Raw genomic sequence first — 24,612 nt, 5'->3', positions numbered from 1 at the left:
TTTGTGAAAAGGGTTTTAAAAATGTTGAATTATTTAACGACCAGTTTTCGGGTCATTGTTTTTTTACGTTCCGTTACTTGGAGCACATAAACACCTGGTACCAATCTGGATATGTCCAAAGTGTTGGTGCTGATTCTTTTGGTGAGAACAACTTCGCCGAAAACATCGTAAACCTTAACATCCTTGGTTCCGTTGGTTTCCGTTGTAATGTAAACTTCACTCCCATAAGCAGGGTTAGGGTACATTTTAAAACCCTTGAGCTCTTGTACGGGCTCATTGTTAACTGTAACCAGGTCTTGACCGTAAGAAAATAAAGGTAAAGCCATAAGTAAAACAAAGTAGATTTTCTTCATGTATGCTGATTTGGGGTATATGCGCAGTTTAAAAGTAGGTAAACAGGCTAATGCTGACCATTTTATGTTGTGAAAGCACTAAAACTGGTTGTAAAGCGTTGAAAACTGTGGTTAAGAGGTGCTGTAAAGTGATAAAATGGACTGAACTACTTCACAATGAGCTTTCTAGTAGCTACTTTGTTTTGCTCAAAAACCCTAAGAATGTACACGCCTTTGTCCAACTCGGAAAGGTTGAGTTCCCTTCCTAAAATGGTGGTTTCAAGCACTTTTGTTCCCAAAACATCAAAAACAAGGATTTTCTTGGGAGAATTATCTGTAGTTTCTATATAGACCTTGCCTTGGGTAACAGGATTGGGATAGAGCTTAAACCCGTCAATATCCGCACTTGACTTGGTGCTTTCCTGAGAAAATCCAAGTGCACAGACAAAAAAGAGAATGACGAGGTAAAAGTGCTTCATACGTTAATGGTTGCAAAGGGTATGCCACAAATATATAAAAATTGCAATGTCAAACTGGAACCGTTTGACGAATAGGGGGTTACTTTTCGATGAAATGCAAAAAAGAAGCCCCCGATAGGTCGGGGGCTCTTTAAATAGAATTGTTTTAGAACCTTAAAAGTTAAGGCTATACCCTAACGAAAAAGCTGTCCCAATCTCTCTATATGAAAAGTTTTGCTTGGCTGCACCAAACGAATCGTATAAGCTTTCCCTGGTGTCATTGAGTATATTGTTCACTTTAAGGGTTATTTTACTATTTTGTTCTTGTCCTAAAGTTTTTGAAAAATTAAAGTTCAAACTATTGAAAGGTTGTGTGAATACATCTGGATTTTGCCCAAAACCAACTACTTCCAAAGTTTTTCCCTGAACATTGTAGAAAACACCTGTCTCAAGACCGATATTTCTGTTGTTATAGTTTAGTCCAGCATTTACCAGAAAAGGGGATTGCCCTTGTAACTGTCTTGTTTCGTCGATGGTTTCACCATCCCTTGCGAATGTTTGTCTGGAATCATATTCTTGATTTTCACCTTTTGCCATCTCTATCTTAGAATCGATTATGGATACGTTCAAGTTAAGGCTCAAATCCTGTAATCCTTCGGAGATAAAACCAAAATTCTTACGAGCTTCAAACTCCAGTCCCAACACATCTGCCGATGGGGAATTTCGAGGAGTAAATTGGTTGGGCGCTGTTATATCGTAGGCAACGATTTCTATCGGGTCTTTAAATTTCTTGTAAAAACTACTGATAGCAAACATTTGTGCACTATCGCCAAAAATTTCAAATCTAAAGTCAAAATTGTCGATATATGTAGGTTGTAGGTCCAAGTTTCCAAGAAAAAGAACACCCGTCAACAAATCTGCAATCTGCACTACGGATAGTTCCTTAAAACTTGGCCTTGCCGTGGTTTTGGAATAGGAAAGCCTCATGTTCACATTGTCCTTTACCTCATAAATAAAGTTGACCGAAGGGAAAAAGTCCAGTTCGCTTATGGTTTTTTCTTCGTCGTAAACTTCGGTTCCAGTATTGTTTTGTCCAGTAAAAAAGGTGGTGAAGTTTTCGGCTCTGATTCCAATGATGGCTCTTAATTTATTGGCAAACTTGAATTCATTGGAAAGGTAAAAAGCGGCAGTATTCTGGTTTGAATCAAAACTATTTGCAGGCTGAAAGCTACCTCTCGCATAAGAGCCAGAATTGTTTTCGCGGGTCCAAATGTTTTCTTCTAGTAAAATTGCATCTGGATCTCCATCAAGACTGGCCGTGCTAAAATTATAGAAGGCTATATCGTAATTATAGATACCGTATTCTCTCTGTTTGTAGCTGTAGAGCCCTCCAAATTTAAATAGAGCCTTATTGTCGAACAGGCTATAGCTTTTAGTAAAGTCTATTTTGCCAACAGCGTTTATCTCTTTCAAATCCCTCCATAGTCGGGTTGGAAAGCCTGCGTCTGAACTAATGGTGAAGCCATCGGGGTTGACTATGAAAGTGGTTAGCCTCACATCTTTATCCTGAACGCTTGTGAAAGTTGGTGACAAGCTCCATTCCGAAGTAAAAGAAGCATTTTCAGAGGTATGTTTTCCAGATAGCAACAAATTGCTCACAGAACGTTCGGAATATTCCAAATTGTCCTTTACCACATCAAGGGCGTTGGAAATTTCGGTTCTTTGGTTGTACAATGCCGCTCTGGATTCCCCATTTTGGATATGTAGTAGGTTTAAACGGTATTTTGACCTCCCTGTTTTATAGGAAAGTCCCGCCAAAGCAGAACCCAATACATTGTTGGTTCCTAAATCGCCTCGTTGCCTCCTGTCAAAGCGAAGTTCGTAAATATCACTTTCTGGGGCTTTTTGATATATCCCGTTTTCAAAACCTTCATAAAACCTTGTTGTGTTTTTATAATCCAAAGAAGCAATAAAACCTAAAGTATTGTCGCCTACATTAAATTGGTTCCCATAGCTAAAACCTAGACTAAAATCGGGTTTGGATGTTTGTTCCTGAGCGGCCATGTTGGGTTCAAAAGCTCTGGTGTAGTCATCCAAAATACTATTTCTATCGGAATCCGATGGGCTTGGAATAACTGAACTTGAAGGAAATGGAAGTTCTCTTGTGCCGTCATCAAACCCCAAAAAGTCAGTTGCGCCACCTTCATAACTTAAGTAATTATCTTGGAAATGCATACTTGGGTTATAACCGACCGAAGCGGAAATTGACATCTGCTTTTGTGTTGGGAAATCTTTTGTGATGATATTGACTACACCTCCCGTAAAATCAGCTGGTAATTCAGCTGATGCTGATTTCAAAACAATCACATTTTCCAAAATATTGGTCGGAAAAATATCCATTTGCACAGTGTTCTTGTCCGGGTCAAGTCCAGGTATGTCCATACCGTTCAAGATGGATTTGGTATAACGATCGCCCAATCCCCGAACATAAACATATTTCCCGTCTTGCACGGAAACTCCAGGCACCCTTTTTACGGCGGAAGCTATATTGCTTGCTCCCATTGTTTTGATACCTTCTAACGACAATCCGTCCATAAGGGTTACGGAATTCTTTTGAAGGTTCAATACGGAAGCTTCGGTGTTTTTCCTTACGGTTGTTGTAACAACTACTTCGTCCAATTGGGCTGAGGCAGGCTGGAGCAGTACGTTGAGTTCTGTAATCTTGCTGGCCTCCACAACCACATCGGTAATTTCTTGTGGGGTATACCCAATATATGAAAATACCACGGTGTACGTACCTGGTTCCACTTCTAGGGAATAGGCCCCCTCAAAATCGGAGGTAGTACCAACTGTAGTGCCCTTTACTAAAATATTTGCAAAAGGTAATACATCATTAAACTCACCATCTGTCAACTCTCCTCTAATGGTACCTACTTGTGCGAATGCAAACTGAACCAAAGCCAGCGAAATCGCGATTACTGAGAGGATTTTTTTATGCATTTTGTATGATTTAAATAGTGTTCAATTATTCGACAAAATGTCCAAAGACTATAAAAGCCTTTGGACATTTCCTTTTTTTAATAAATTATTTTGAGACTTAGAAGGCGCTCTCACTAGAAGCAAAAGTCCATGCAAATACAGTTGTGTCTGCACCGACTGAAGCATCTTCGGGAGCTGCTATTGATGTTACATTATTTAAGAATTTGCTTTCGTCGCCAAGAGTAAAGTCACCTGCAAAAATATCGGCCATTACAATTCCTTCGGGCAATATGATCTCCCAGTTGGAGAAGGTGATCCTGTCGTTGGTAAGCTCTGTTGCGGAATCTGCACCATTGATGTTCACGGTGGCATCGGCTCCAAATCCATAAGCAAAAACGTTGTTAAGGTTGGCGATAAGCCCGTCCCTGAGGTCTGCGTACTTGCTGGAAGTACCTGCACCTATAAGGGTGATGTTCTCCAAGGTGTAACCTCCTTCTGTTGCAGCACTTCCCTCAGGCCCATCAAGTTCAAGACCCGTACCTGATTCCGCAGACATGATTACCACACCATTGGTCAAAGAACCGGTCCAAGCTTGGTCGGCATCAAAACCGTCATCTCCTTGGGACCATACCAAAGCATTGGTTACATTCACAGATCCACCGAACCATTCGATACCATCATCCTGATTGGCAACAATCTCGATGTGGTCAACTGTTGTACCGGAACCAACACCACCGAGAGTCAAACCATTGATCTCGTTGTCTGTTGCTATGGCCACACCACCGTGACGGATGGAGATGTATTTCAGAGATCCAGAATTGTCCGCTGGGTCTGTTCCCCCGTACTGTCCGTAGTCCTCATCCGCAGGAAGACCTTCAATCTGGGCAGTCTCGATATCCCCGTTTACAGAGACAGGAGCTTTACCCAGCACTATCACACCTCCCCAAAGGCCTGTATCGGCAGCGGTAAGTGTTCCAGTGGTCTGTCCTTGCTCAATGCCATCGAGTACAGAGGTAAAAATAATAGGGCTTTCGGCAGTACCTTCGGCCATTAATGTACCGCCTTGGTCCACTACTAGGGCCGAGGCAAGTGTTTCCTGTCCTTCGGCACCTTTAATAATGGTACCTGGCTCAATGGTCAAGGTTACACCATCACCAACGATTACTTTTCCATCCAAAACATAAATGTTCTCGGCAGTCCAGGTTTCATCAACCGTAAGGAAACCAGTTTTTGTAATAGTAGTTCCTAGAGGTTCTGCAGGAATGGCGCTTTCGGAAGCAGCAAATGTCCAAGAAAACACGTCGATATTGGCACCTACGCTTCCTGATCCTACTGCTGTTGCGTTATCCAAGAACTTGCTTTCGTCGCCAGGGGTAAAATCACCGGCAAAAATATCTGCCATTACAACTCCTTCGGGCAATACGATTTCCCAGTTAGAGAAGGTAATCCTATCGTTGGTGAGCTCTGTCGCGGAATCTGCACCATTGATGTTCACGGTGGCATCGGCTCCAAATCCATAAGCAAAAACGTTGTTAAGGTTGGCGATAAGCCCGTCCCTAAGGTCTGCATACTTGCTTGAGGTCCCTGCACCTATTAGTGTAATGTCTTCTAAGGTGTAACCTCCTTCTGTTGCAGCACTTCCCTCAGGTCCATCAAGCTCAAGGGCAGATCCTGACTCAGTGGACATAACAACTACACCATTGGTCAAAGAACCTGTCCAAGCTTGGTCGGCATCGAAACCATCGTCCCCTTGGGACCATACCAATGCGTTTGTTACATTCACGGTTCCACCGAACCACTCGATTCCATCATCTTGGTTGGCAACGATCTCGATGTGGTCAACCGTTGTGCCGGAACCAACACCACCAAGAGTCAAACCGTTGATCTCGTTGTCAGTTGCTATAGCCACACCGCCGTGACGGATGGAGATGTATTTCAGAGATCCAGAATTGTCCGCTGGGTCTGTTCCCCCGTACTCACCATAATCCTCATCGGCAGGAAGACCTTCGATTTGGGCAGTCTCAATATCCCCGTTTACAGAGATAGGAGCTTTACCCAAAACAATTACACCTCCCCAAAGACCTGTGTCGGCAGTGGTAAGTGTTCCAGTGGTCTCTCCCGACTCAATGCCATCGAGCACCGAGGTGAAAATGATTGGGCTTGTAGGAGTACCTTCGGCCATTAATGTACCGCCTTGGTCCACTACAAGTGCAGAGGCGAGTGTTTCCTGTCCTTCGGCACCTTTAATAATGGTACCTGGCTCAATGGTCAAGGTTACACCTTCACCCACCACTACTTTGCCGTCCAATATGTATATATTCTCAGCGGTCCAAGTCTCATCTTCAGTAAGAACACCTGTTTTGGTTATCTCCTCACTGGATGGTTCTGGCTCTGGTTCCGGTTCTGGAATAGCACCGTTATCATCGCCACTACACGCTCCTATAAAAAGCATGGCAATAGCTAATAAAGGGGAAATAAATTTTTTCATAATTCGTTGTTTTGTCATTTAATAAGTAGGATGTAATCCTTATGTTGAACGATGCAAAGAAAGGCGGGGGTTGTAAAAGCCGTGTTAGTTGTGTGTTAAGTGTTTTTGTTATTAGTGTTACAATAACGTTACTAGATTAAATGAACGTTAAGCGTTTATCCCGTAAGTGTATTATCTTTACATTTGGGCGATTAACATAGAAATACCATCCCATGAAAAACAAGGACATTAAGATTCTACTGGTTGACGATGAACCTGATATTCTGGAAATTATAAGCTACAACCTCTCATCTGAAGGTTACGAAGTCTATACTGCCAAGAATGGCATAGAAGGCGTGGCCAAGGCCAAGAAAAAGAGTCCGCACCTCATAATTATGGATGTGATGATGCCCGAAATGGATGGTATCGAAGCATGTGAGGTTATCCGAAACACTCCTGGACTGGACCATACCATAATTACTTTTTTAACCGCTCGTGGCGAAGACTATTCCCAAGTGGCCGGTTTTGATGCAGGAGCTGATGATTACATTACCAAGCCCATAAAACCAAAGGTTTTGGTGAGCAAGGTAAAAGCATTGCTGAGAAGATTGAAGGAGGATAAAAAAGAAATAGAGGATATCGTCAAGGTTGGTGATATCGTCATTAACAGGGAGGAGTACAAAATTGTTAATGATGGTGAAGAAATGGTCCTTCCCAGAAAAGAATTTGAACTCTTATCGCTTCTAACGTCCAAACCCAACAAGGTTTTTAAACGAGAAGTTATTCTGGACAAAGTATGGGGCAACGAAGTTGTTGTTGGCGGTCGAACCATTGATGTCCACATTAGAAAATTACGCGAGAAAATCGGTGACCACCACTTTAAAACCGTTAAGGGCGTGGGGTATAAGTTTGTGCTCTAATGGCCATTAAGCTAAAGAAATCATACAAATTTGCGTTAAGATCTTCTTTGGTTATTACCGTTTTGATCACTGCGGTATTCGTAGGGTTTCATTTGGATGCGGATTACATGAACTGGCCACATACCATTCTTTTTGCACTAATTTGTTTTGCAATTTGTTTTGCCATTATCCAAATACGGGTGGAGCGTTTTATATACAGACGTATTAAAAGAATTTACGATGATGTGTCCCTTCTGGAATCCTCATCCTTCTCTTCCAAACCCGTAACTACAGATATGAGAACTTTGGTTCAGGAGATTGAAAGGTTCGCCGAAGGAAAAAAAATAGAAATAGACACCCTTAAAATTCGTGAGGAGTACCGAAAGGATTTTTTGGGCAACGTGTCCCACGAATTAAAAACACCACTTTTTACCGTCCAAGGTTATATTTTAACGCTTTTGGATGGTGCAATGAAGGACAAGAAACTTCGAAAAAAATACCTTCAACGTGCCAATAAAGGTGTAGAACGCTTAATTTATATTGTAAAGGACCTCGATTTGATCACCAAACTCGAAGCAGGTGAGTTAAAGTTGGAACGAGAGGATTTTGATATTATTGAACTTATTGAAAACACTTTTGACCTTTTGGAGATGAAAGCTGCCAAAAAGGAAATCTCCCTCACTTTTGATATGGAGTATACCGAACCCATTTTTGTAAACGGGGATAAGGAAAAAATACAGCAAGTAATTAGTAATCTTCTGGTCAATTCCATAAAATATGGCTTGCCAAAGGGAACAACCGAAGTGAGTGTGGAAAACCTCATCAAAAACAAAGTAATCGTTCGAGTAACCGATAATGGCGGAGGTATCCCCAAACAACATATCCCACGACTTTTTGAACGTTTTTACCGCGTCGACCAAAGTGGAAGCCGGGCTGAAGGAGGGTCAGGCCTTGGACTTTCCATTGTTAAGCACATTGTAGAGGCACATGGTGAAAAAATCTATGTGGAGAGTGAAGTGGATGTAGGTTCTGAATTTTCCTTCACTCTGGAAAAAACTTTGAACAAGGAAGAATAGTCCACATCAGATTCCAATTGGGTCAGACCTTCAAAATCATCTATTCTGGATAGATCATCTAATTTAAAGTCCTCTTGGGCACTAAATGGAACAAGTCCTTGTTTCAGCATTCTTTTGGCCAAATATTCCTGTTCGTATTGACCCGGTGTGGGGATAAAAAAGGCCTTCTTCTCCAGTTTGGCCAAATCCATGACCGTCGTGTATCCCGATCTGCAGAGCACTTTTGAACTTTGGTTCAGAGCATTTTCCAGTTCATCTGACTTCATAAAATTGTAATGCAGGATTTTCCCTTTTGACGTCTTAATTTCTTCCTGGACCTGCTCATCCTCAATTTTGCCCTTAACAAAAAGAATGTTACCCTCGAACTCCTGTAATTCATCCATTAGTTTTTCTTCCAGCATGGTTCGTTGCGGTTCAGGACCGGAGAGTAGAACCATCAAATCGTTGGTAATGAGGAGTTCCTTTTTCTCAAATCGGCTCAGGGGACCCAGATAGGCAATGTTCAGCTTGGATTTTTTTAGATGCCCCAACTTTCCTGTTAAGTTGGGTTTTTTCTTCGCATCGGGAACCCAGCAAGCATCAAACTTTTTAATGATTTTTTGATGCGCTTTGGAGCTCATCCAAGTTGTATTTCCAGAAAGCACATTTAGCTGATGGGTGATGAACACGCAGGGTATCTTTTTGTAGTAAGCACCCAATCGGTTGTCCGAAATAATACCTTCCAAACCGTGTTCTTTAACCAAAAGTTTCACGGCTTTCTTTTCCTTGCTAATGGCTTTGAGTACCTTGGGCGAATCCCATATCATTTTAATTTTGAAATTCTTCCTCTTCTCAGCATAGGAAATTTTATACGAAGGCAATTCAAAAGCAGGCAAATCTGGAAATTCCTTTTTGAGCAAGGATAAAGCAATCCCATCTGAAGCAATAAACGGTTGATGTCCATGATCCAACAATTCCCGAATAATTGGTATGCATCTAGTGGCATGTCCCAGCCCCCAATTCAACGGGGCGACCAGAATACGTTTGGAAGAATTCATAACAGCAAAAAAACAAAATGTAAATTGCTTTTAGATTTCCTTAGTTTTGCCAAATCATTAATTTTTTTGCTCAATTCAATACCAAAGTGGGAAGTAAGAACAAACTGAAAAGGTTTAAGGAGAACGAAACATTTGCCAATGTGGTGCAGCCTGCAAGGGAAGATGTTTTGGCCGGATTCAAGTATAAGGGCAATTGGGCATCCTTTTTTGGCAACTACAATCCAATTGTGTTGGAACTGGGTTGCGGCAAGGGTGAATATACCGTAGGTCTCGCCCAAATGAACGCGGACAGAAACCACATTGGCATAGACATAAAAGGAGCCCGATTTTGGCGCGGTGCCAAGACCGCTTTGGAGCAAGAATTGAATAATGTAGCGTTTTTGCGAACCCAGATTGAGTTGGTGGACCACCTTTTTGGCGAAGGGGAAGTTAGCGAGATTTGGATTACATTTCCGGACCCACAAATAAAGTACAAACGCACCAAGCACCGAATGACAAACCCCGTATTTTTGGAGCGATATAAAAAAATCCTGAAACCAGGAGGAATAATCAACCTGAAGACCGATAGCGAATATATGCACGGATACACCCTAGGGCTTTTGCAAGGTTTGGGACACGAAATTATATATGCCAATCACGATGTATATAAAAACGAAGGAGCCCCTCCTGAAGTTCTCGAAATCCAAACTTTCTACGAAAATCAGTATCTTGAAAACGGAAAACCAATTACCTATATTCAATTTAGGATCAACTAACCAATGACCCACGTACTCATACTCTTCTTTGCTACATTCTCAGCAGCCTTTATGGCCACTGTGCCACCGGGATTGCTAAACATGAATGCGGCCAAGGTTAGTGTGGAAAAAGGAAAGTTGAACGGTGTTATTTTTAGCTTGGGTGTTTCCAGCACTATTATGGTGCAGGCCTATATTGCCGTTTATATCTCAAAATTTTTATATAAAAATCCAGAGGTAATCGATGTGTTGTTCAAGATCGCTGTGGCCGTATTCGCATTTTTTGCTGTTTACTTTTTTGTGATCGCAAAGCGCAACAAAGCAAAGGCACAAGCCATTAAAGAGGTCAATCTGAGCAAAAAGAACAGTTTTTTTAAGGGGGTTTTGTTGGCTGCCCTTAATTTGTTGACCATTCCGTATTACAGCGGTTTAAACGCCATGTGGAACGAAGCGGGTTGGATAAAGTTTGAAGCCAAGGACATTACCACTTTTGTGGTCGCCGCAGGGGCTGGTACTTTTTCTGTTCTGTACCTCTACACCTTTTATTTTGATAAGATGGAGACCAAGACCAACCGTTTTTCCAAGAACTCCAATTACATTTTAAGCGCTTTGATGCTTTTGCTGCTCGTGATTACCTTGATTCGCATAATGTACCGCTAACATGGAAGAAAAAAACTTCTTTGACAAAGTTTACGAAGTGGCCAAACAGATTCCCTACGGCAGGGTAACCTCTTACGGAGCTATTGCGAAATATTTAGGGGCAGCCCGAAGCGCTAGGATGGTGGGTTGGGCCATGAACAATTCCTTGGCAAAAGACGTTCCGGCACACCGAGTGGTTAACCGTGTGGGCGTACTGACCGGAAAATATCATTTTGAGGGTTCCAATATTATGCAACAGCTCCTCGAAAACGAAGGAATACCGGTAAAAGAAAATCAAATCGTAGATTTTCAAAAATACTTTTGGGATCCAGCCTCGGAGCTTTAATCCATATATCCCGGTGGGTGCAATTCGTCAAACGATGTGGCATCCTGAAATGCTTTTGCCAGTAATAAAATACTCGCTTCATCATACAAATTGCCCACAAAAGTCATGCTCGTAGGGTGGTTTTCGCCATCCAGACCCGTTGGAACAGCAATTACAGGATGCCCGGTAAGATTGGTTGCCAAAAGTTGGTCATTTCCAAATGTGGGTGAAATCAATACATCGTAATCCTTCATCAAATCCTGCATTTTTTGGATGAGCACTTGTCGTTGTCGGTTCGCCTGAATGTATTCCACAGCAGGAATAAATCTACTTTGTCTGAGGGAATTGGCACGGGAACGCTGGTCTTGCTCCACCATAACGTCCACTCCGCCCGAACGCACAAGTTCGTCAAAAAAAGCACCTGCTTCCGCTCTCAGAATAATATCAAATCCACGATAAGGCACATCCTCTGGCATTTCTACTGCAGTGGGTTCTATGTCCAATTCCTTGAGGGATTTGAGCGCATTCCTCAGATTGTCTCCAGATTCGGTGGTGTCCTTTTCAATATCTTTTTTTAGATAGGCTACTCTAAGATTTTTGATGTTTTTTTCCCAATTCACTCCAAAAGGAAGGTCAACGGTGGTCAGGTCATTTTTATCTTTTCCTTGAATGGCTTCAAAAACAATGGCACAGTCCTCTGCATTTCTTCCCAATGGACCCACTTTGTCCATGGACCAGCTCAAGCTCATTACTCCATGTCGACTTACTCTACCGTATGTTGGACGGAGCCCCGTAACCCCATTTCGGGTACTTGGAGAAGTGATGGAGCCCAAAGTTTCCGTTCCCAAAGCAAAAGGAACAAGTCCTGCCGATGTCGCAGAACCCGATCCAGCCGAAGAACCACTGGCACCTTGGGCGGTATCCCAGGGATTTTTGGTTTTACCATCGAACCAAACATCGCCACGGGCCAAGGCCCCCGATACCAGTTTGGTCACTAAAATGGCCCCGGCATCCTCAAGTTTTTTCACAACCGTTGCTGTTTCATCTATTATTTGGTCTTTGTACGGAGTAGCGCCCCAAGTGGTGGGATATCCAGGAACCGACATCAGGTCTTTAGTGCCATAAGGGATGCCATGCAAAATCCCGCGATACTTCCCCTCTTTGATTTCTTCATCGGCTCGCTTGGCCTGTTCCAGGGCTAGGCTATCTGTTATGGTAATACTGCATTGAAGGGCAGGCTGATATTTTTTCAGTCGATTCAAGAAAAATTTTGTCAGCTCCGTAGCCGTTATTTTTTGGTTTTTGATCAATGACGCCAATTGCGGAATGGTGTAAAAGGCTAATAAATTGTATGGCTCGGGGATTTCTACATTATCCGGTATGTTCCACTCGGTTCCATTTTGTTGCTCTGGCATGGTAAAGCCAAAAGGAGTGGGGTCAAAACGGATAGCAGGAAAAATATCATTGGCCAAGGGGTATTTTCTTAACGAATCAAACCCACTTCGGTTTCTTTTCAAATAAGGGTATAGGGTATCACGATATTTAGTTTCAAAATGAAGCCCGATCAATTTTTCCGACTTCTTTACATCTCTTTTGGTAAAGGTGTTTTTGTTGGTGGAACAAGAAAACCAAGTCAATGAGATAAACAATAGAACAATGTGGGGGATTCTGTTTTTTGGTAGCATGTTGGTTGATAATTTCAAATGGAAGCATCTAAACTACATTTTTTCAAAAAAATGACAGCAATTATGGGTGGCTTTTATAGTTTCTAGGACAATTTATTCCAATCCCTACAATTTAGCCGAATGATTTTTTTGAAATTCAGCAGTACAACTTCTTAATCTAACGCCAACACCGTATCTTTGTAGTTTAGAACCAGTTCAAACAGTTGGTTTAAAAAAAATTGGATTCATGAAGTTGAAAAAAACAGATATTCTTAAGGCGTTGGAAAAAATATCCGCACCCGGTGAAGGCCAAAATTTGGTGGAGAGCGGTTCGGTGACCAATGTTCAGGTATTCGGTGATGAGGTAGAAGTGGATGTTACCATCAAAAACCCTAGTCTTCAGGCAAAAAAGAAGACCGAGGTTGAAATATTGAAGTGTATTCACAGAGAGGTATACGAGAAAGCTAAAATAAAGGTCAACCTAAAGGTTGATGCTCCCTCAAAGCCCAAGGTGAACCAAATCAAGGGAAACCCGATTCCGGGAATACAAAATATTATAGCCGTGGCATCTGGAAAAGGAGGCGTTGGAAAATCTACAGTAACCGCTAATATCGCAGTTACTTTGGCCAAAATGGGCTTTAAAGTTGGCCTGTTGGATACGGATATCTATGGGCCGTCCATGCCCATTATGTTCGATGTGGCCAACGAAAAACCATTGTCCATCAACATGAATGGAAAAGCCAAAATGAAGCCCATCGAAAACTATGGGGTAAAGTTGCTTTCCATCGGATTTTTCACCCAGCCCAATCAGGCAGTAATTTGGAGGGGTCCCATGGCGGCAAAGGCATTGAATCAAATGATTTTTGATGCGCATTGGGGAGAATTGGACTTCCTTTTGCTGGACTTGCCACCAGGAACAGGAGATATTCATTTAAGCATTATGCAATCCTTGCCCGTAACAGGTGCCGTAGTGGTAAGCACGCCGCAAGAAATCGCTTTGGCCGACGCCAGAAAAGGAGTCGCCATGTTCCAACAGGAGGCGATTAATGTCCCTGTTTTGGGAATCGTGGAGAATATGGCGTATTTTACACCTGCGGAGCTACCCGATAACAAGTATTATATTTTTGGTGAGAACGGTGCAAAAAATCTATCGGAAGATCTTGAAGTTCCATTTTTAGGACAAATTCCATTGGTACAGAGCATCAGGGAAGCAGGTGATATTGGAAGGCCAGCCGCCTTGCAGACAGCTACTCCAACAGAAGAAGCTTTTGAAGAGCTTACGAAAAATGTGGTTCAGGAGTTGGTGAGAAGGAATACAGACCTTCCTCCGACCGAAGCAATAAAAATTACAACAATGGCAGGTTGTTCCGCTGTTAAAAAGAAATGACCATGACAACAATGACATCAGAAGAAACAAGGAGTAATGTAGAAAAGGCGTTAGAAGAGATACGCCCGTTTTTACAGAGCGATGGGGGAGATATTACTTTGATTTCCATTGAAGACAATACCGTAAAAGTGCGTTTGGAAGGCAACTGTATTGGTTGTACCGTGAACCAAATGACACTGAAGAGTGGCGTGGAGATGACCATCAAAAAGTACGCACCCCAAATTGAAGAGGTAATCAATATCAGCTAACTGATTATTATCATAAATCTTTTTTTAGGCAAGCAGTAAGTTGCATGCCAAAACCCCTAATATATGATCAAAACAGATATTCTGATAATTGGAGCGGGACCTACGGGTCTCTTTGCTGTTTTTGAAGCAGGCCTTTTACAACTCAAATGTCATTTAATAGATGCATTGCCGCAAGCAGGCGGTCAATGCGCAGAAATATACCCCAAAAAACCCATTTACGATATTCCTGGATTCCCCGAAGTATTGGCGGGTGATTTGGTGGATAACCTCATGGAGCAAATAAAACCGTTCCAACCGGGTTTTACCTTGGGGGAACGCGCTGAGACCATTGAAAAGTTGGAAGATGGCTCCTTTATAGTAACAACGAACAAAGGAACCAAACATCATGCACCCATTGTAGCCATAGCTGGTGGACTTGGTAGTTTTGAGCCAAGAAAACCCTTGTTGGAAAACTTGGAGAAATATGAAGACAACGGAGTGGCCTACATGATCAAAGAGCCCGAAATATACCGAGGTAAAAAGGTTTTGATTGCCGGTGGAGGCGATTCCGCTTTGGACTGGTCCATTTTTTTAGCTGATGTTGCCAAAGAAGTAACCTTGGTTCACCGCAGAAATGAATTTAGAGGTGCTTTGGATTCCGTTGAGAAGGTACAACAACTCAAAAACGAGGGAAAAATCAATTTGATGACCCCGGCAGAAGTGGTGGCCCTAAAAGGTAAAGATCAATTGGAGAAAGTAACCGTGAAGAACACCACAACTTCTAAAGAAACCGATGTTGTCGTGGACAATTTTATCCCATTGTTCGGACTGTCGCCCAAATTGGGTCCTATTGCCAAATGGGGATTGGAGATAGAAAAAAATGCCATAAAAGTGAATAATTCGTTGGATTACCAGACCAACATTCCTGGTATTTATGCCATTGGTGATGTGAACACCTATCCAGGTAAATTAAAACTGATCCTGTGCGGTTTCCACGAAGCTACTTTGATGTGCCAAAGTGCCTATCAAAAGATATACCCAGATAAGAAATACGTAATGAAATATACCACCGTTGGCGGCGTTACAGGATTTGACGGAAGTAAAAAGGAAGCGCCAAAGGCAGTTGTCAAGGCAATAGATTAATTATTAAGTGAAAATGTCCCACGGGGACTTTAGGGAGGAGTGTCCCTAGAAAGATTATGAGTGATATCAAGTTAAAGATTATAGACCGAGATGGCGAACTACATGAGGTAGACGCCCCGACCGATATGAATATGAACCTGATGGAAATAGTACGTTCTTACGAACTTGCCCCTGAGGGAACCATTGGGATTTGTGGTGGTATGGCCATGTGTGCATCTTGCCAATGCTACGTAAAATCCGATCATCAACTACCCGAAAAGTCGGATGATGAAGAAGCCATGTTGGCCGAAGCTTTTTTTGTAAAGGACAACAGTCGTTTGGGTTGCCAAATCCATATTACCAAGGATTTGGATGGACTTGAGGTGGAGCTGGCGCCGGAGGAGGGTTAGGTAAATACCTTTAAAAGAAGTTCAATTCTTTTTGATTCTTCTTAGATAGAGCGTGTAGGGTCTTGTAATACTTTTGGATTGACCTTCTTGCTTCCAACCTCTTCCCATGTCTATCTGAAAAGTATCATTAAATTCGGCTTTAATTGTATCGTACTTTGTAGTGAGTAATTTAAGTCTTGTGGTCAACTCTTCTTTTTTAAACTGGTACTCTTCTTGAAAATATTTTTTATATGTTCCAGAATCTAATTTTGCATTTTCAAAATAAGTATTACTTAATGTTATATTCTTAAACTTTATGTTAGTTATAAGTGTGCTGTCAAAACTTGAATTTTTTATAGTATAATTTTGTAGCTCAGCATCGGTTAAATTTACATTATCGAAAATGACTTCATTCATGTAAACTTTATCTGATTGATAAGGCTGAACTAATATTTTTTTATTGGAGGACTCTGCCTCTACTTCAAGTTTAACTGAAATTGTGTGATATAGCATCGTACTCGTTCTTGGTTCTTTGTAAACTCCAGATAGGCTTTCAGATAGTTTAAATGCTGTAAAAGTCTTTATTCTTTCTAGGTTGGCACTATTGTTTAAATTTAAATCGGTGTTATCAATAAAAGTCCCAAATTCCAAAGTGAAATTATGGTCACTATCAAAGTTAGCTTCGGTTAGATTTGAATACGAAAAATCAGTTTTAAAGTAATCACAGCTAAGAAACCAACTTTTAAAAGCGTTTACCCCTTTAATTTCTGAAAGTCTTAAATCACAATTCTCAAAAGTTGCATTGCTTATATCTGATCTATTTAACATTACATTGATTAGCTTAGTGTTTTTGAAATGGCTGTTGCTAAGATTACAATTGTAAAATATTGAATTAGAAAGGTCTAGGTTTCGAAAATTTGCGCCTTTTAAAAATGCATTTTCCAATTCTAGACTCCTAAAATTTGATTTACTGAAAATAGAATCATAGGTAACTGATTCAAGGTTAAAGTTTATCAATGCTGACAAAAGTTGCCCTTTTTCAGGACTTACTGCCCGAGATATTATAGTATCATTATTTAGATATTTGTATGGTTTTAAAGCTTGGGTTAAAGAAGCAATCCTTGCTATTAATTCAGTGGACAAAGTTCTATTTTCTCCTGCTAATTGTCGTTGTTTTAACTCTTCATCTATTTTATCAAGTACATTGCTAAATAAGTATACAATAGCACTTCTTCTTTCCGCCTCCTGTAAATTGGTTTGCTGGCTTATGCGACTGTTTTGAAAATCTAAAAGTTCATTTTGCGAGCCGATAAGAAGATTTTGAGCATCAGTTCTTGAATTTTGGATATTGACTAAATCATTCTGCCTACCAAAAAGAACATTTTGGGAATCAATTTTTATGTTTTGTTCCTCAAAAAGTTTATTCTGTCTATTTATTAATAAAGTCTGTTTTTCTAGAATTTCTGTTTGTGCATCAAAAATATTACTTTGATATTCAGAAATCTCCAGTTGTAAAAAGATGAATATAGCGGTAATAAATGTGGCAAGAGCACTAATCCATGCGGGTAAATTGACTTTTTCGTGCCACTTTTTTCTTTTTATTGCTTTAGCCCGTTTATTGGCAATATACTTGTTACGATTTCTACCTAAATGTTTGGGCATTTCTATATCTTGAAATTAACTTATTGGAATATAGTAAAAATTCTTACGAAGTATAGGTCTTTAATAAGTTAGCTTTTTCACATTATATATTATTAGGCAATATATCCAAAAATTGAACTACGATTGGAAAACCTTAAATTCTAGCCTGATAGGTAAACAAGTTGAAATATCTTCCTTCGGAAGCAATCAATGTTTCGTGGGTTCCCTGTTCCAGAATATGTCCGTTTTCAATCACTAAAATTTGGTCAGCTTTACGAATGGTGCTCAATCGGTGTGCAATCACAAAGGTAGTTCTGCCCTTGGTAAGCTCTCCTAAACTTTTTTGAATAAGTGCTTCGGATTCGGTGTCCAAGCTGGAGGTTGCCTCATCCAAAACCAGAATTTTTGGGTCCGCCAAAATAGCTCTTGCAATGGCAATGCGCTGGCGTTGTCCTCCTGAAAGTTTAACACCGCGCTCCCCGATCAAGGTGTCCAAACCTTTTTCAAAACGGTCGGTAAACTCATCCACATAGGCTGCTTTTACGGCTTCGAGCAATTTTTCTTCGCTAGCATCAGGTCGTGGAAAAAGTATGTTTTCACGGATGGTGCCTTCAAACAAAAAATCATCTTGCAGCACAACCCCCAAATGTTGACGGAAACTGTTCAAATTCACTTTAGAAAGGTCGTGTCCGTCAATGGTAATGGTTCCAGAATCAGGATTGAGGAAACTGGCAGCCAAACCTGCAATGGTCGATTTTCCCGAGCCAGAGCTACCGACTAAGGCAATAACTTGCCCAGGTTCCACATCAAAACTGATGTTGTGCAGTACTTGCTTGTCCTCTTCATACGAAAAACAGACGTCGGAAAAGGACATTTTACCGATTACATCATTCAAAATGATGTTACGGTTTTCCTCATCCGATTCTTCCTCCAAATTCATCAATTCCTCGGTACGGTCCAAGCCGGCCAATGCTTCTGTTAATTGACTGCCCACGCTGCTCATTTGCACAATCGGGGCAATCATTAGGCCCAACAACACCGTAAACTCCACAAATTCACCTACCGTTAGGGTGCCTTGAATTATTTTATAACCCCCAAAACCCATTACGCTGGTGGTTGCGACACCCAACAAAAAGGTGGACGAACTGGTCATAAAAGCGGTGGTGGTCAAACTCTTTTTCACATTTTCATACAAACGCTCCACACCAACTTCAAAAACCTCTTCTTCCTGCTTTTCCGCATTAAACCCCTTAATGACACGTATGCCTCCCAAAGTTTCTGTCAATCTACCTTTCACCTCGGCATTTATTTTACCTCGATTTCTGAAAATAGGACGAATTATCTTGAACGCCTTTAAGGCAATTATGGCAAATATGGTCAGTGGAATAAAGGTGAAAAGTGTCATAAAAACGCTGATATCCATAAGCAAAGTCAAGGAAACTACGGCTGTGATGATACCTCCCACCAATTGCACCAAACCTGTACCGATTAAATTTCGGACACCCTCGACATCGGACATAATACGGGATACCAAAGCTCCCGACTTGGCGTTGTCGAAAAAACGCACGGGAAGGGCAAGCACTTTTTTCTGTACCTGTGCCCTAAGCTCAGAAATTAAATATTGGGCCTGTACGCTTAAAATCTTGGTCAATAAGAAGGAAGTGACCGCCTGTACAAGAATGGCCAACATTACTCCAGCGACCAAATATTTGAGCATATCCAAGTCTTTGTTCACGATAACATCATCGATAAGGTGTTTTGAGGCAATGGGAGCAACAAAACTGGCAGCTTTGCTAATGGCAATCAAAATTAGACCCAAAAAAACGAGTTTACGTTTTGGCCAAATAATGGTTTTAAAAGCGGTTAGGATGCTAACTTTTTTTTCTGGCATAACAATTTTTCAAAAGAAGTTGCAAGTTACGGCAAATTAAGAGGACCCTTAATTGAAGTGCTTCTGTACTTAGCAAGATTACAAATGCTATATTTAAATGCTCAAATTTTGAAAGGATTATGTTAAAAGCAAAATTGTTCGGTCTTTTATTTTTGATTTTCTCCTTGTGTTTTGCTCAAAAGGGGCATCCTAATTTGACTGAAATCGTCACGGACAATGCCAAAATATTTACTCAACCACAACTTGAAGCACTTCGAACCAAACTTTATCAATTTGAATCGGAGACCACTAATCAATTGGTGATTTTGACCATTGATGAACTGGGAAATGAAACCATTGAACAGTATGCCCTTGAAGTCTTCAACCAAAACAAGTTGGGTCAAGAGGGTAAAGACAATGGAATTTTAATCCTTTTCTCAAAACTGGACAGGGAAGTCCGAATTGAAGTGGGTTACGGACTGGAGCCCTACATTACGGACGCTGTGGCTTCCCGAATTATCAGAAATACCATGATTCCAAGGTTTAAGGAGGAAAATTATTTTGACGGGATTAATCTGGCTACTGACCAGATTATTGAGTTTTTGAACAACCCCGAAGCCTTGGAAGAATTCAAAGCGGAAATAGAGGCTGAAGCTGAAATGCCATGGTGGATGTTGGTGGTAATAGGCTTGTTTTTATTGATGTTTGTTGCAGCAGGAGGATTTGTTCTCTATAAGGGTTATTCCACTCTTATCGAGATCATACGTGGGATGTTTATAGGAAAGTTAGCGGTAGTTAAAGGTGTATTAATGGCCGCTTTTATGGTGCTCCCCCTAATTTTTGGGTTGGTTTTTATAGGGATGCCACTATTTTTTATGGCACTATTGCTTGGCTTTGATGACTTGTTTAGCGGATTGGCCAAAGATTTTACTTGGGTGCTCTTTATTTTTGCAGCTTTTGTTTGTCTAACCATCATATTGGTCATAATAAAAATCAAAAAAAAAGGCAACGAGGATTTTAAACTATCATTTTTTAAATCCGATAAAGATTATATGAGCAAAACCTTTTCGTCCTCTGGGAGCCATTCCTTCGGTTCAAGTTATAGTGGAGGTAGTTCGTCCAGTAGTTTTTCGGGCGGTGGTGGAAGTTCTGGTGGTGGCGGAGCCAGCGGAAGTTGGTAATTGTTTTGTATTTAATGTATTTTCACAAAACTAACTAAACTAATCCCCGAAATGAGAATTACAATCCTTGCACTACTTTTATTGTTTCTATCCTGTTCCGAACAACCTCAATCCGAAGTTGAAAAATGGGAGGCGCAAGCTGAAGACATAACGATTATCCGAGACGATTTTGGTGTGCCGCACATTTACGGAAAAACCGATGCCGATGCTGTTTTTGGATTGTTGTATGCTCAATGTGAAGATGATTTTAACCGGGTTGAGCAAAATTATATCTGGGCCACAGGTCGTTTGGCGGAAGTTGAAGGAGAAGATGCGTTGTATAGTGATTTGCGTGCAAAACTGTTTATGACAGAAGAAGAGGCCAAGGCCAATTACGAGAAAAGCCCCGAATGGTTAAAGGAACTTTGTGATGCTTTTGCGGATGGCATCAATTACTACTTACATACTCACCCAGAGGTTAAACCCAAACTGCTGACCCGTTTTGAACCTTGGATGCCCATGTATTTTAGCGAAGGTTCCATAGGAGGGGATATTGAGCGTATTTCCACGCGAAAAATCAGAAGTTTTTACGAAAGCGGGATGGAATTGCCCGAAATGGAAGCCCTTCAACTCAAAAAAGAGGAGGAAATGGCCGAGCCTCAAGGTTCCAATGGAATTGCCATTTCTGGGGATTTGACCGAATCGGGCAATGCCATGCTTTTGATCAACCCACACACCTCATTTTATTTTAGAGGAGAGGTGCATGTGGTGAGCGAAGAAGGGTTGAATGCATATGGCGCTGTCACTTGGGGTCAGTTTTTTGTGTATCAGGGCTTCAACGAAAAAACGGGGTGGATGCATACATCAACCTATACCGATGTGATGGATGAGTTCAAGGAGACCATTGTTAAGAATGATGGGAAGCTGTTTTATCAATATGGAGAGGAATTGAGACCTGTGGATTCCAGCAAAGTAACCTTGAAGTACAAAGATGGCGAAAGTATAAAAGAAAAGACATTCTCCATGTACCGAACGCATCATGGTCCGATTACGCATCAAGTGGACGACCAATGGACCGCATCGGCGATGATGTGGGAACCCCTAAAGGCATTGGAGCAATCCTACATCCGAACCAAACAGGATGGTTATGTTGGTTTTAGGGAGATGATGGATATTCGAACCAATTCATCCAACAATACCGTGTATGCCGATGCCGAAGGAAACATTGCCTATTTCCACGGAAATTTTGTGCCAAAACGAGACACTATATTTGATTATACCGAACCCGTGGATGGGAGCAATCCCAAAACGGATTGGCAAGGTTTGCACACCGTGGATGAAAATATTTTGGTGTTGAACCCAGAAAATGGCTGGATTCAAAATTGTAACTCCACTCCTTTTACTTCGGCTCTTGAGTTCAGTCCAAAGCAGGAGGATTATCCCAACTATATGTCACGGGACCAGGAAAACTTTAGGGGCATTCATGCTATTAGATTATTGACGGGGCGTAGCGGATATACGTTGGACAGCCTAATCGAGTTGGCTCACGACCCCTATTTACCAGCTTTTGAAACATTGATTCCAGGGTTGGTAAAAGCTTATGATGTAAGTCCAGATCCAGAATTGGAAGATGCGATTGAAGTGTTACGGAATTGGGATTATACAACATCAAAAGAATCCATCGCCATGACTTTGGCCCATTATTATGGAACTTTATGTTATTCAAAAGCAGAAAGACCTGAAGGGATGTATTCCATGCAATGGGTGGCATATTGGGGTGATGAATGGGAAAATCAGAAAAAATTAAGTTTTCTAAAAGAAACATTGGATAGATTGGAAACCGATTTCGGAACATGGAAAATGCCTTGGGGCGAAGTAAACCGTTACCAACGTTTGAACGGTGATATTCGCCAAGCTTTTGATGATGCCAAACCCAGTATTCCAATCGGTTTTGCGAGCGGACGTTGGGGTGCCTTGGCTGCCTATGGAGCCCGTTATGATAACAATACCAAAAAAATCTATGGTACTCGGGGCAACAGTTTTGTGGCCGCGGTGGAATTTGGTGATAAAGTAAAGGCCAAGACGATGCTGGCCGGTGGGCAGAGTGGTAATCCAGATTCACCACATTTTAATGATCAAGCACAACGCTACGCGGACAAAGAATTCAAAGACGCGGCATATTACAAGGAAGATGTATTAAAACGAGCTAAAGTGACGTATTCACCTGGTGAGAAGTATTGAGAAAAATAGGTTAGTTGCTTTTTTCTATGTCACTATCCTCTTCCTTAACAATAATAAGGCTGGCCTTGGAACCTGTGGAAAGGTTCCAGCGGTTGTTGTGGATAACTACGCCTTTATCGTCGGTTACCACGACTTGGGCCGTGTTTGGGCCAGATGAACCTTGGTTCAGGGCTTCAAACTCTACGCGGTTAAAGCCTTTAATCAAATCTAGGTTGATACCTTTAAAGGAACCTGATAGCAGTAGGTTGTATTCAACCACCTTTCCATTCACATAAATTTTGATGCGGTCGCCATCCACATACTCGTGGTCTCTTGCAACGATGCCCACAAATTTTGCGGTGGTTTTAAAGTCGCCCAAATACTGATCACCAAAATGTTCGTTGGCTCCTTTCTCCCTTTTTTCCATCACTTTGGGGTCTATGACCATATCGTGACCCGCTTGGAGGAGTTCCCTGTCGGGCAACATTTTAACACCGGGCTTTTCATTTTTGGAGGTTAGGTTTTCATCCAGTACCGAAGGCATACGAAGTAAAGTACCTTGGTTGCTCGCTTTTACATCGAGTTTATTGTTGTCGCCAACCTTCAACGGTCGCGTGGTGGGCAAGTCTCCCTGTGCGAATATGGGCAAGGTGAAAAGAATAACCCCCAATAAAACAAAAATTCTCTTTTTCATGGCAACAAAGGCAATAATCCAAATATAAATTTAGCAAATACCTTGCCATCAGCATTATAAATTGAAGTTAAATCGTTAATCTGCAGGCTTTCTTTTGCTCTTTCCTTTTAAACCAAATAGCGGATGTAATATTGGGGTTCTTAAAATAATAAGGTCGTAGATGAGCCAACTGATGCCAAATGTCCCAACCACCAATACTAATGTTTTAGGTACCAATCCCCAATCTAGATTCATCAAATAGTACGCAATGCCAACGGTAATGGTCTGGTGCAAAATGTAGAAGGGATAAACGGCCCTGTTTGCGTAGGCAAGTCCAGAACTAGGCTTGTAGAGGTACTTAGCTGCGAAGGCAAACAACACCAATATCCAAGACCATATATTTACTACTTTTAAAAGAGCTTCTGTAAAATGGATTACGTAACCATCTTCAAAAAATAACCAGATAATTACCTGACCGAAAAAACCGATAACCCCCAAAGTCAGGGCTTTTTTCTTCACTTTGGCCAATGTTTGCCAAAAAACATCACCCATGGCAATTAGAACAAAGCCATAAAAGAACAGGATTATACTAAATATGAAGTTGAACCAATCATCTACCAAGGCATGAGTAATCGGGAAAAAAGGTTCCACCAAGGATTCAACAAGATAAAGGGGTATTACAAATAGATAAATGCCCCATGTTTTTTGAATCAAATGTTTGACCCATTCAATAAAACGGGTTTTATGTTTTCTTAGATAGACGAAAAGGGGTGCCAACACCCACGAAAAGACCAAGAGATAGGGCAAAAACCAAAGGTGGTGCCAACTCAAATTACCTTCGGGGTAGACGCCATCAAAAGCAACGGTGGTAAAATATTCCCAGTACGAACCTGAAAACGCACCCTCGACCAGCCGTTCAAAATACACTTGTGGCGGTACAATCAAAATCATACCGACAACTAAGGGAATTCCCAAACGGAGAAAACGTTCCCACACAAATTTACCCATGCTTCTTTTGCCCAAAGCGTAGAAGGTTCCCATACCGGATATCACAAAAAGTATGGGCAAGCGCCATTGGTTCAAGAATAGCATGGGCCAGCGAAGCCAATCGTATATTTCGTTGTTTTTTACGTGCCAGCCCCACGGTACAAAAAACATTCCTACATGGTAAAATATTAAAAGGCCGAACACGATGACCCGTAGCCAATCCAAATCGTAACGCCTGATGGTAGTTTTCATCCTAAAATTTTTTCCAAAGATGAAAAGCGTGGTTTAAACAGGGATGTTTTTTGGTTCGGGAAACGTCCTGAATT

The 24,612-nt window shown here is 41.4% G+C and carries 21 protein-coding genes; 11 read left to right on the top strand and 10 right to left on the bottom strand.

The features are described from left to right. Positions 1 to 29: 29 nt before the first annotated feature. The 4 genes from MURRU_RS04890 to MURRU_RS04875 form a co-directional block, all read right to left on the bottom strand. Positions 30 to 353 carry a T9SS type A sorting domain-containing protein gene (locus MURRU_RS04890; protein WP_014032317.1) on the bottom strand — a complete coding sequence of 108 codons (324 nt, stop codon included), beginning with the start codon at positions 351 to 353 and terminating at the stop codon, positions 30 to 32. 146 nt (positions 354 to 499) lie between these two features. Next, on the bottom strand, positions 500 to 811 hold the full coding sequence (locus MURRU_RS04885; RefSeq protein WP_014032315.1) for a T9SS type A sorting domain-containing protein: 312 nt from the start codon (positions 809 to 811) through the stop codon (positions 500 to 502). Positions 812 to 964: 153 nt separating this feature from the next. After that, positions 965 to 3,790, bottom strand: a complete 2,826-nt coding sequence (locus MURRU_RS04880) for a TonB-dependent receptor (protein ID WP_014032314.1) — start codon at positions 3,788 to 3,790, stop codon at positions 965 to 967. A 97-nt stretch (positions 3,791 to 3,887) separates the two neighbouring features. Next, the gene (locus MURRU_RS04875; protein WP_014032313.1) at positions 3,888 to 6,257 is read right to left on the bottom strand and encodes a hypothetical protein; all 2,370 of its coding nucleotides are present in this window, start codon (positions 6,255 to 6,257) and stop codon (positions 3,888 to 3,890) included. Positions 6,258 to 6,469: 212 nt separating this feature from the next. Here MURRU_RS04875 and MURRU_RS04870 point away from each other — a divergent pair, with 212 nt between their 5' ends. Together MURRU_RS04870 and MURRU_RS04865 are read left to right on the top strand one after the other, a co-directional pair. Then, entirely contained in the window at positions 6,470 to 7,156 is a 687-nt protein-coding gene (locus MURRU_RS04870) for a response regulator transcription factor (protein ID WP_014032312.1), read from the top strand. Beyond that, positions 7,156 to 8,211: a sensor histidine kinase gene (locus tag MURRU_RS04865; protein ID WP_014032311.1), complete on the top strand. Its 1,056-nt coding sequence runs from the start codon at positions 7,156 to 7,158 to the stop codon at positions 8,209 to 8,211. The genes MURRU_RS04870 and MURRU_RS04865 overlap by 1 nt, the downstream gene beginning before the upstream one ends. Here MURRU_RS04865 and MURRU_RS04860 read toward each other — a convergent pair. Further along, entirely contained in the window at positions 8,136 to 9,248 is a 1,113-nt protein-coding gene (locus MURRU_RS04860) for a glycosyltransferase (protein WP_014032310.1), read from the bottom strand. The two genes, MURRU_RS04865 and MURRU_RS04860, sit on opposite strands and share 76 nt — an antisense overlap. A gap of 86 nt (positions 9,249 to 9,334) precedes the next feature. Here MURRU_RS04860 and trmB point away from each other — a divergent pair, with 86 nt between their 5' ends. Genes trmB through MURRU_RS04845 form a run of 3 tightly spaced genes read left to right on the top strand, consistent with a single transcriptional unit; the run spans position 9,335 to position 10,967 of the window. Continuing rightward, a complete protein-coding gene (trmB, locus tag MURRU_RS04855) occupies positions 9,335 to 10,003 on the top strand; it encodes a tRNA (guanosine(46)-N7)-methyltransferase TrmB (protein ID WP_014032309.1) in 669 nt (222 codons plus the stop codon). 3 nt (positions 10,004 to 10,006) lie between these two features. Further along, positions 10,007 to 10,642 carry a LysE family transporter gene (locus MURRU_RS04850; RefSeq protein ID WP_014032308.1) on the top strand — a complete coding sequence of 212 codons (636 nt, stop codon included), beginning with the start codon at positions 10,007 to 10,009 and terminating at the stop codon, positions 10,640 to 10,642. A 1-nt stretch (position 10,643) separates the two neighbouring features. Next, entirely contained in the window at positions 10,644 to 10,967 is a 324-nt protein-coding gene (locus MURRU_RS04845) for an MGMT family protein (protein ID WP_014032307.1), read from the top strand. Here the strand turns inward: MURRU_RS04845 and MURRU_RS04840 are convergent. After that, on the bottom strand, positions 10,964 to 12,631 hold the full coding sequence (locus tag MURRU_RS04840) for an amidase (protein WP_014032306.1): 1,668 nt from the start codon (positions 12,629 to 12,631) through the stop codon (positions 10,964 to 10,966). The genes MURRU_RS04845 and MURRU_RS04840 overlap by 4 nt on opposite strands. Before the next feature lie 226 nt (positions 12,632 to 12,857). Here MURRU_RS04840 and MURRU_RS04835 point away from each other — a divergent pair, with 226 nt between their 5' ends. The 4 genes from MURRU_RS04835 to MURRU_RS04820 all read left to right on the top strand — a co-directional run bounded on the left by MURRU_RS04835 (position 12,858) and on the right by MURRU_RS04820 (position 15,756). Then, complete coding sequence (locus MURRU_RS04835; protein WP_014032305.1) at positions 12,858 to 13,997, top strand: Mrp/NBP35 family ATP-binding protein; 1,140 nt, start codon at positions 12,858 to 12,860, stop codon at positions 13,995 to 13,997. 11 nt (positions 13,998 to 14,008) lie between these two features. Then, entirely contained in the window at positions 14,009 to 14,245 is a 237-nt protein-coding gene (locus MURRU_RS04830) for a NifU family protein (RefSeq protein ID WP_041801799.1), read from the top strand. Positions 14,246 to 14,308: 63 nt separating this feature from the next. Beyond that, entirely contained in the window at positions 14,309 to 15,367 is a 1,059-nt protein-coding gene (locus MURRU_RS04825; RefSeq protein WP_014032303.1) for an NAD(P)/FAD-dependent oxidoreductase, read from the top strand. A 56-nt stretch (positions 15,368 to 15,423) separates the two neighbouring features. Continuing rightward, the gene (locus MURRU_RS04820; RefSeq protein ID WP_014032302.1) at positions 15,424 to 15,756 is read left to right on the top strand and encodes a 2Fe-2S iron-sulfur cluster-binding family protein; all 333 of its coding nucleotides are present in this window, start codon (positions 15,424 to 15,426) and stop codon (positions 15,754 to 15,756) included. A gap of 21 nt (positions 15,757 to 15,777) precedes the next feature. Here MURRU_RS04820 and MURRU_RS04815 read toward each other — a convergent pair whose 3' ends face one another. Continuing rightward, positions 15,778 to 17,397: a pentapeptide repeat-containing protein gene (locus tag MURRU_RS04815; protein ID WP_014032301.1), complete on the bottom strand. Its 1,620-nt coding sequence runs from the start codon at positions 17,395 to 17,397 to the stop codon at positions 15,778 to 15,780. A gap of 133 nt (positions 17,398 to 17,530) precedes the next feature. Beyond that, positions 17,531 to 19,267: an ABC transporter ATP-binding protein gene (locus MURRU_RS04810; RefSeq protein ID WP_014032300.1), complete on the bottom strand. Its 1,737-nt coding sequence runs from the start codon at positions 19,265 to 19,267 to the stop codon at positions 17,531 to 17,533. Positions 19,268 to 19,386: 119 nt separating this feature from the next. Between MURRU_RS04810 and MURRU_RS04805 the strand changes: the two genes are divergently transcribed. Next, positions 19,387 to 20,427 carry a TPM domain-containing protein gene (locus tag MURRU_RS04805; protein ID WP_014032299.1) on the top strand — a complete coding sequence of 347 codons (1,041 nt, stop codon included), beginning with the start codon at positions 19,387 to 19,389 and terminating at the stop codon, positions 20,425 to 20,427. Positions 20,428 to 20,478: 51 nt separating this feature from the next. Beyond that, on the top strand, positions 20,479 to 22,647 hold the full coding sequence (locus MURRU_RS04800) for an acylase (protein ID WP_014032298.1): 2,169 nt from the start codon (positions 20,479 to 20,481) through the stop codon (positions 22,645 to 22,647). A 10-nt stretch (positions 22,648 to 22,657) separates the two neighbouring features. Here the strand turns inward: MURRU_RS04800 and MURRU_RS04795 are convergent, their stop codons facing one another. Further along, a complete protein-coding gene (locus MURRU_RS04795; protein ID WP_014032297.1) occupies positions 22,658 to 23,320 on the bottom strand; it encodes a hypothetical protein in 663 nt (220 codons plus the stop codon). Between the two features lie 75 nt (positions 23,321 to 23,395). Next, complete coding sequence (locus MURRU_RS04790; RefSeq protein ID WP_014032296.1) at positions 23,396 to 24,538, bottom strand: acyltransferase family protein; 1,143 nt, start codon at positions 24,536 to 24,538, stop codon at positions 23,396 to 23,398. Between the last annotated feature and the right edge of the window lie 74 nt (positions 24,539 to 24,612).

It is taken from the genome of Allomuricauda ruestringensis DSM 13258, from assembly GCF_000224085.1.
GTDB classification, from domain to species: Bacteria; Bacteroidota; Bacteroidia; order Flavobacteriales; family Flavobacteriaceae; genus Flagellimonas; species Flagellimonas ruestringensis.
Note: the sequence above shows the minus strand (reverse complement) of the source record. Positions and strands in the feature narration are given on the sequence as shown.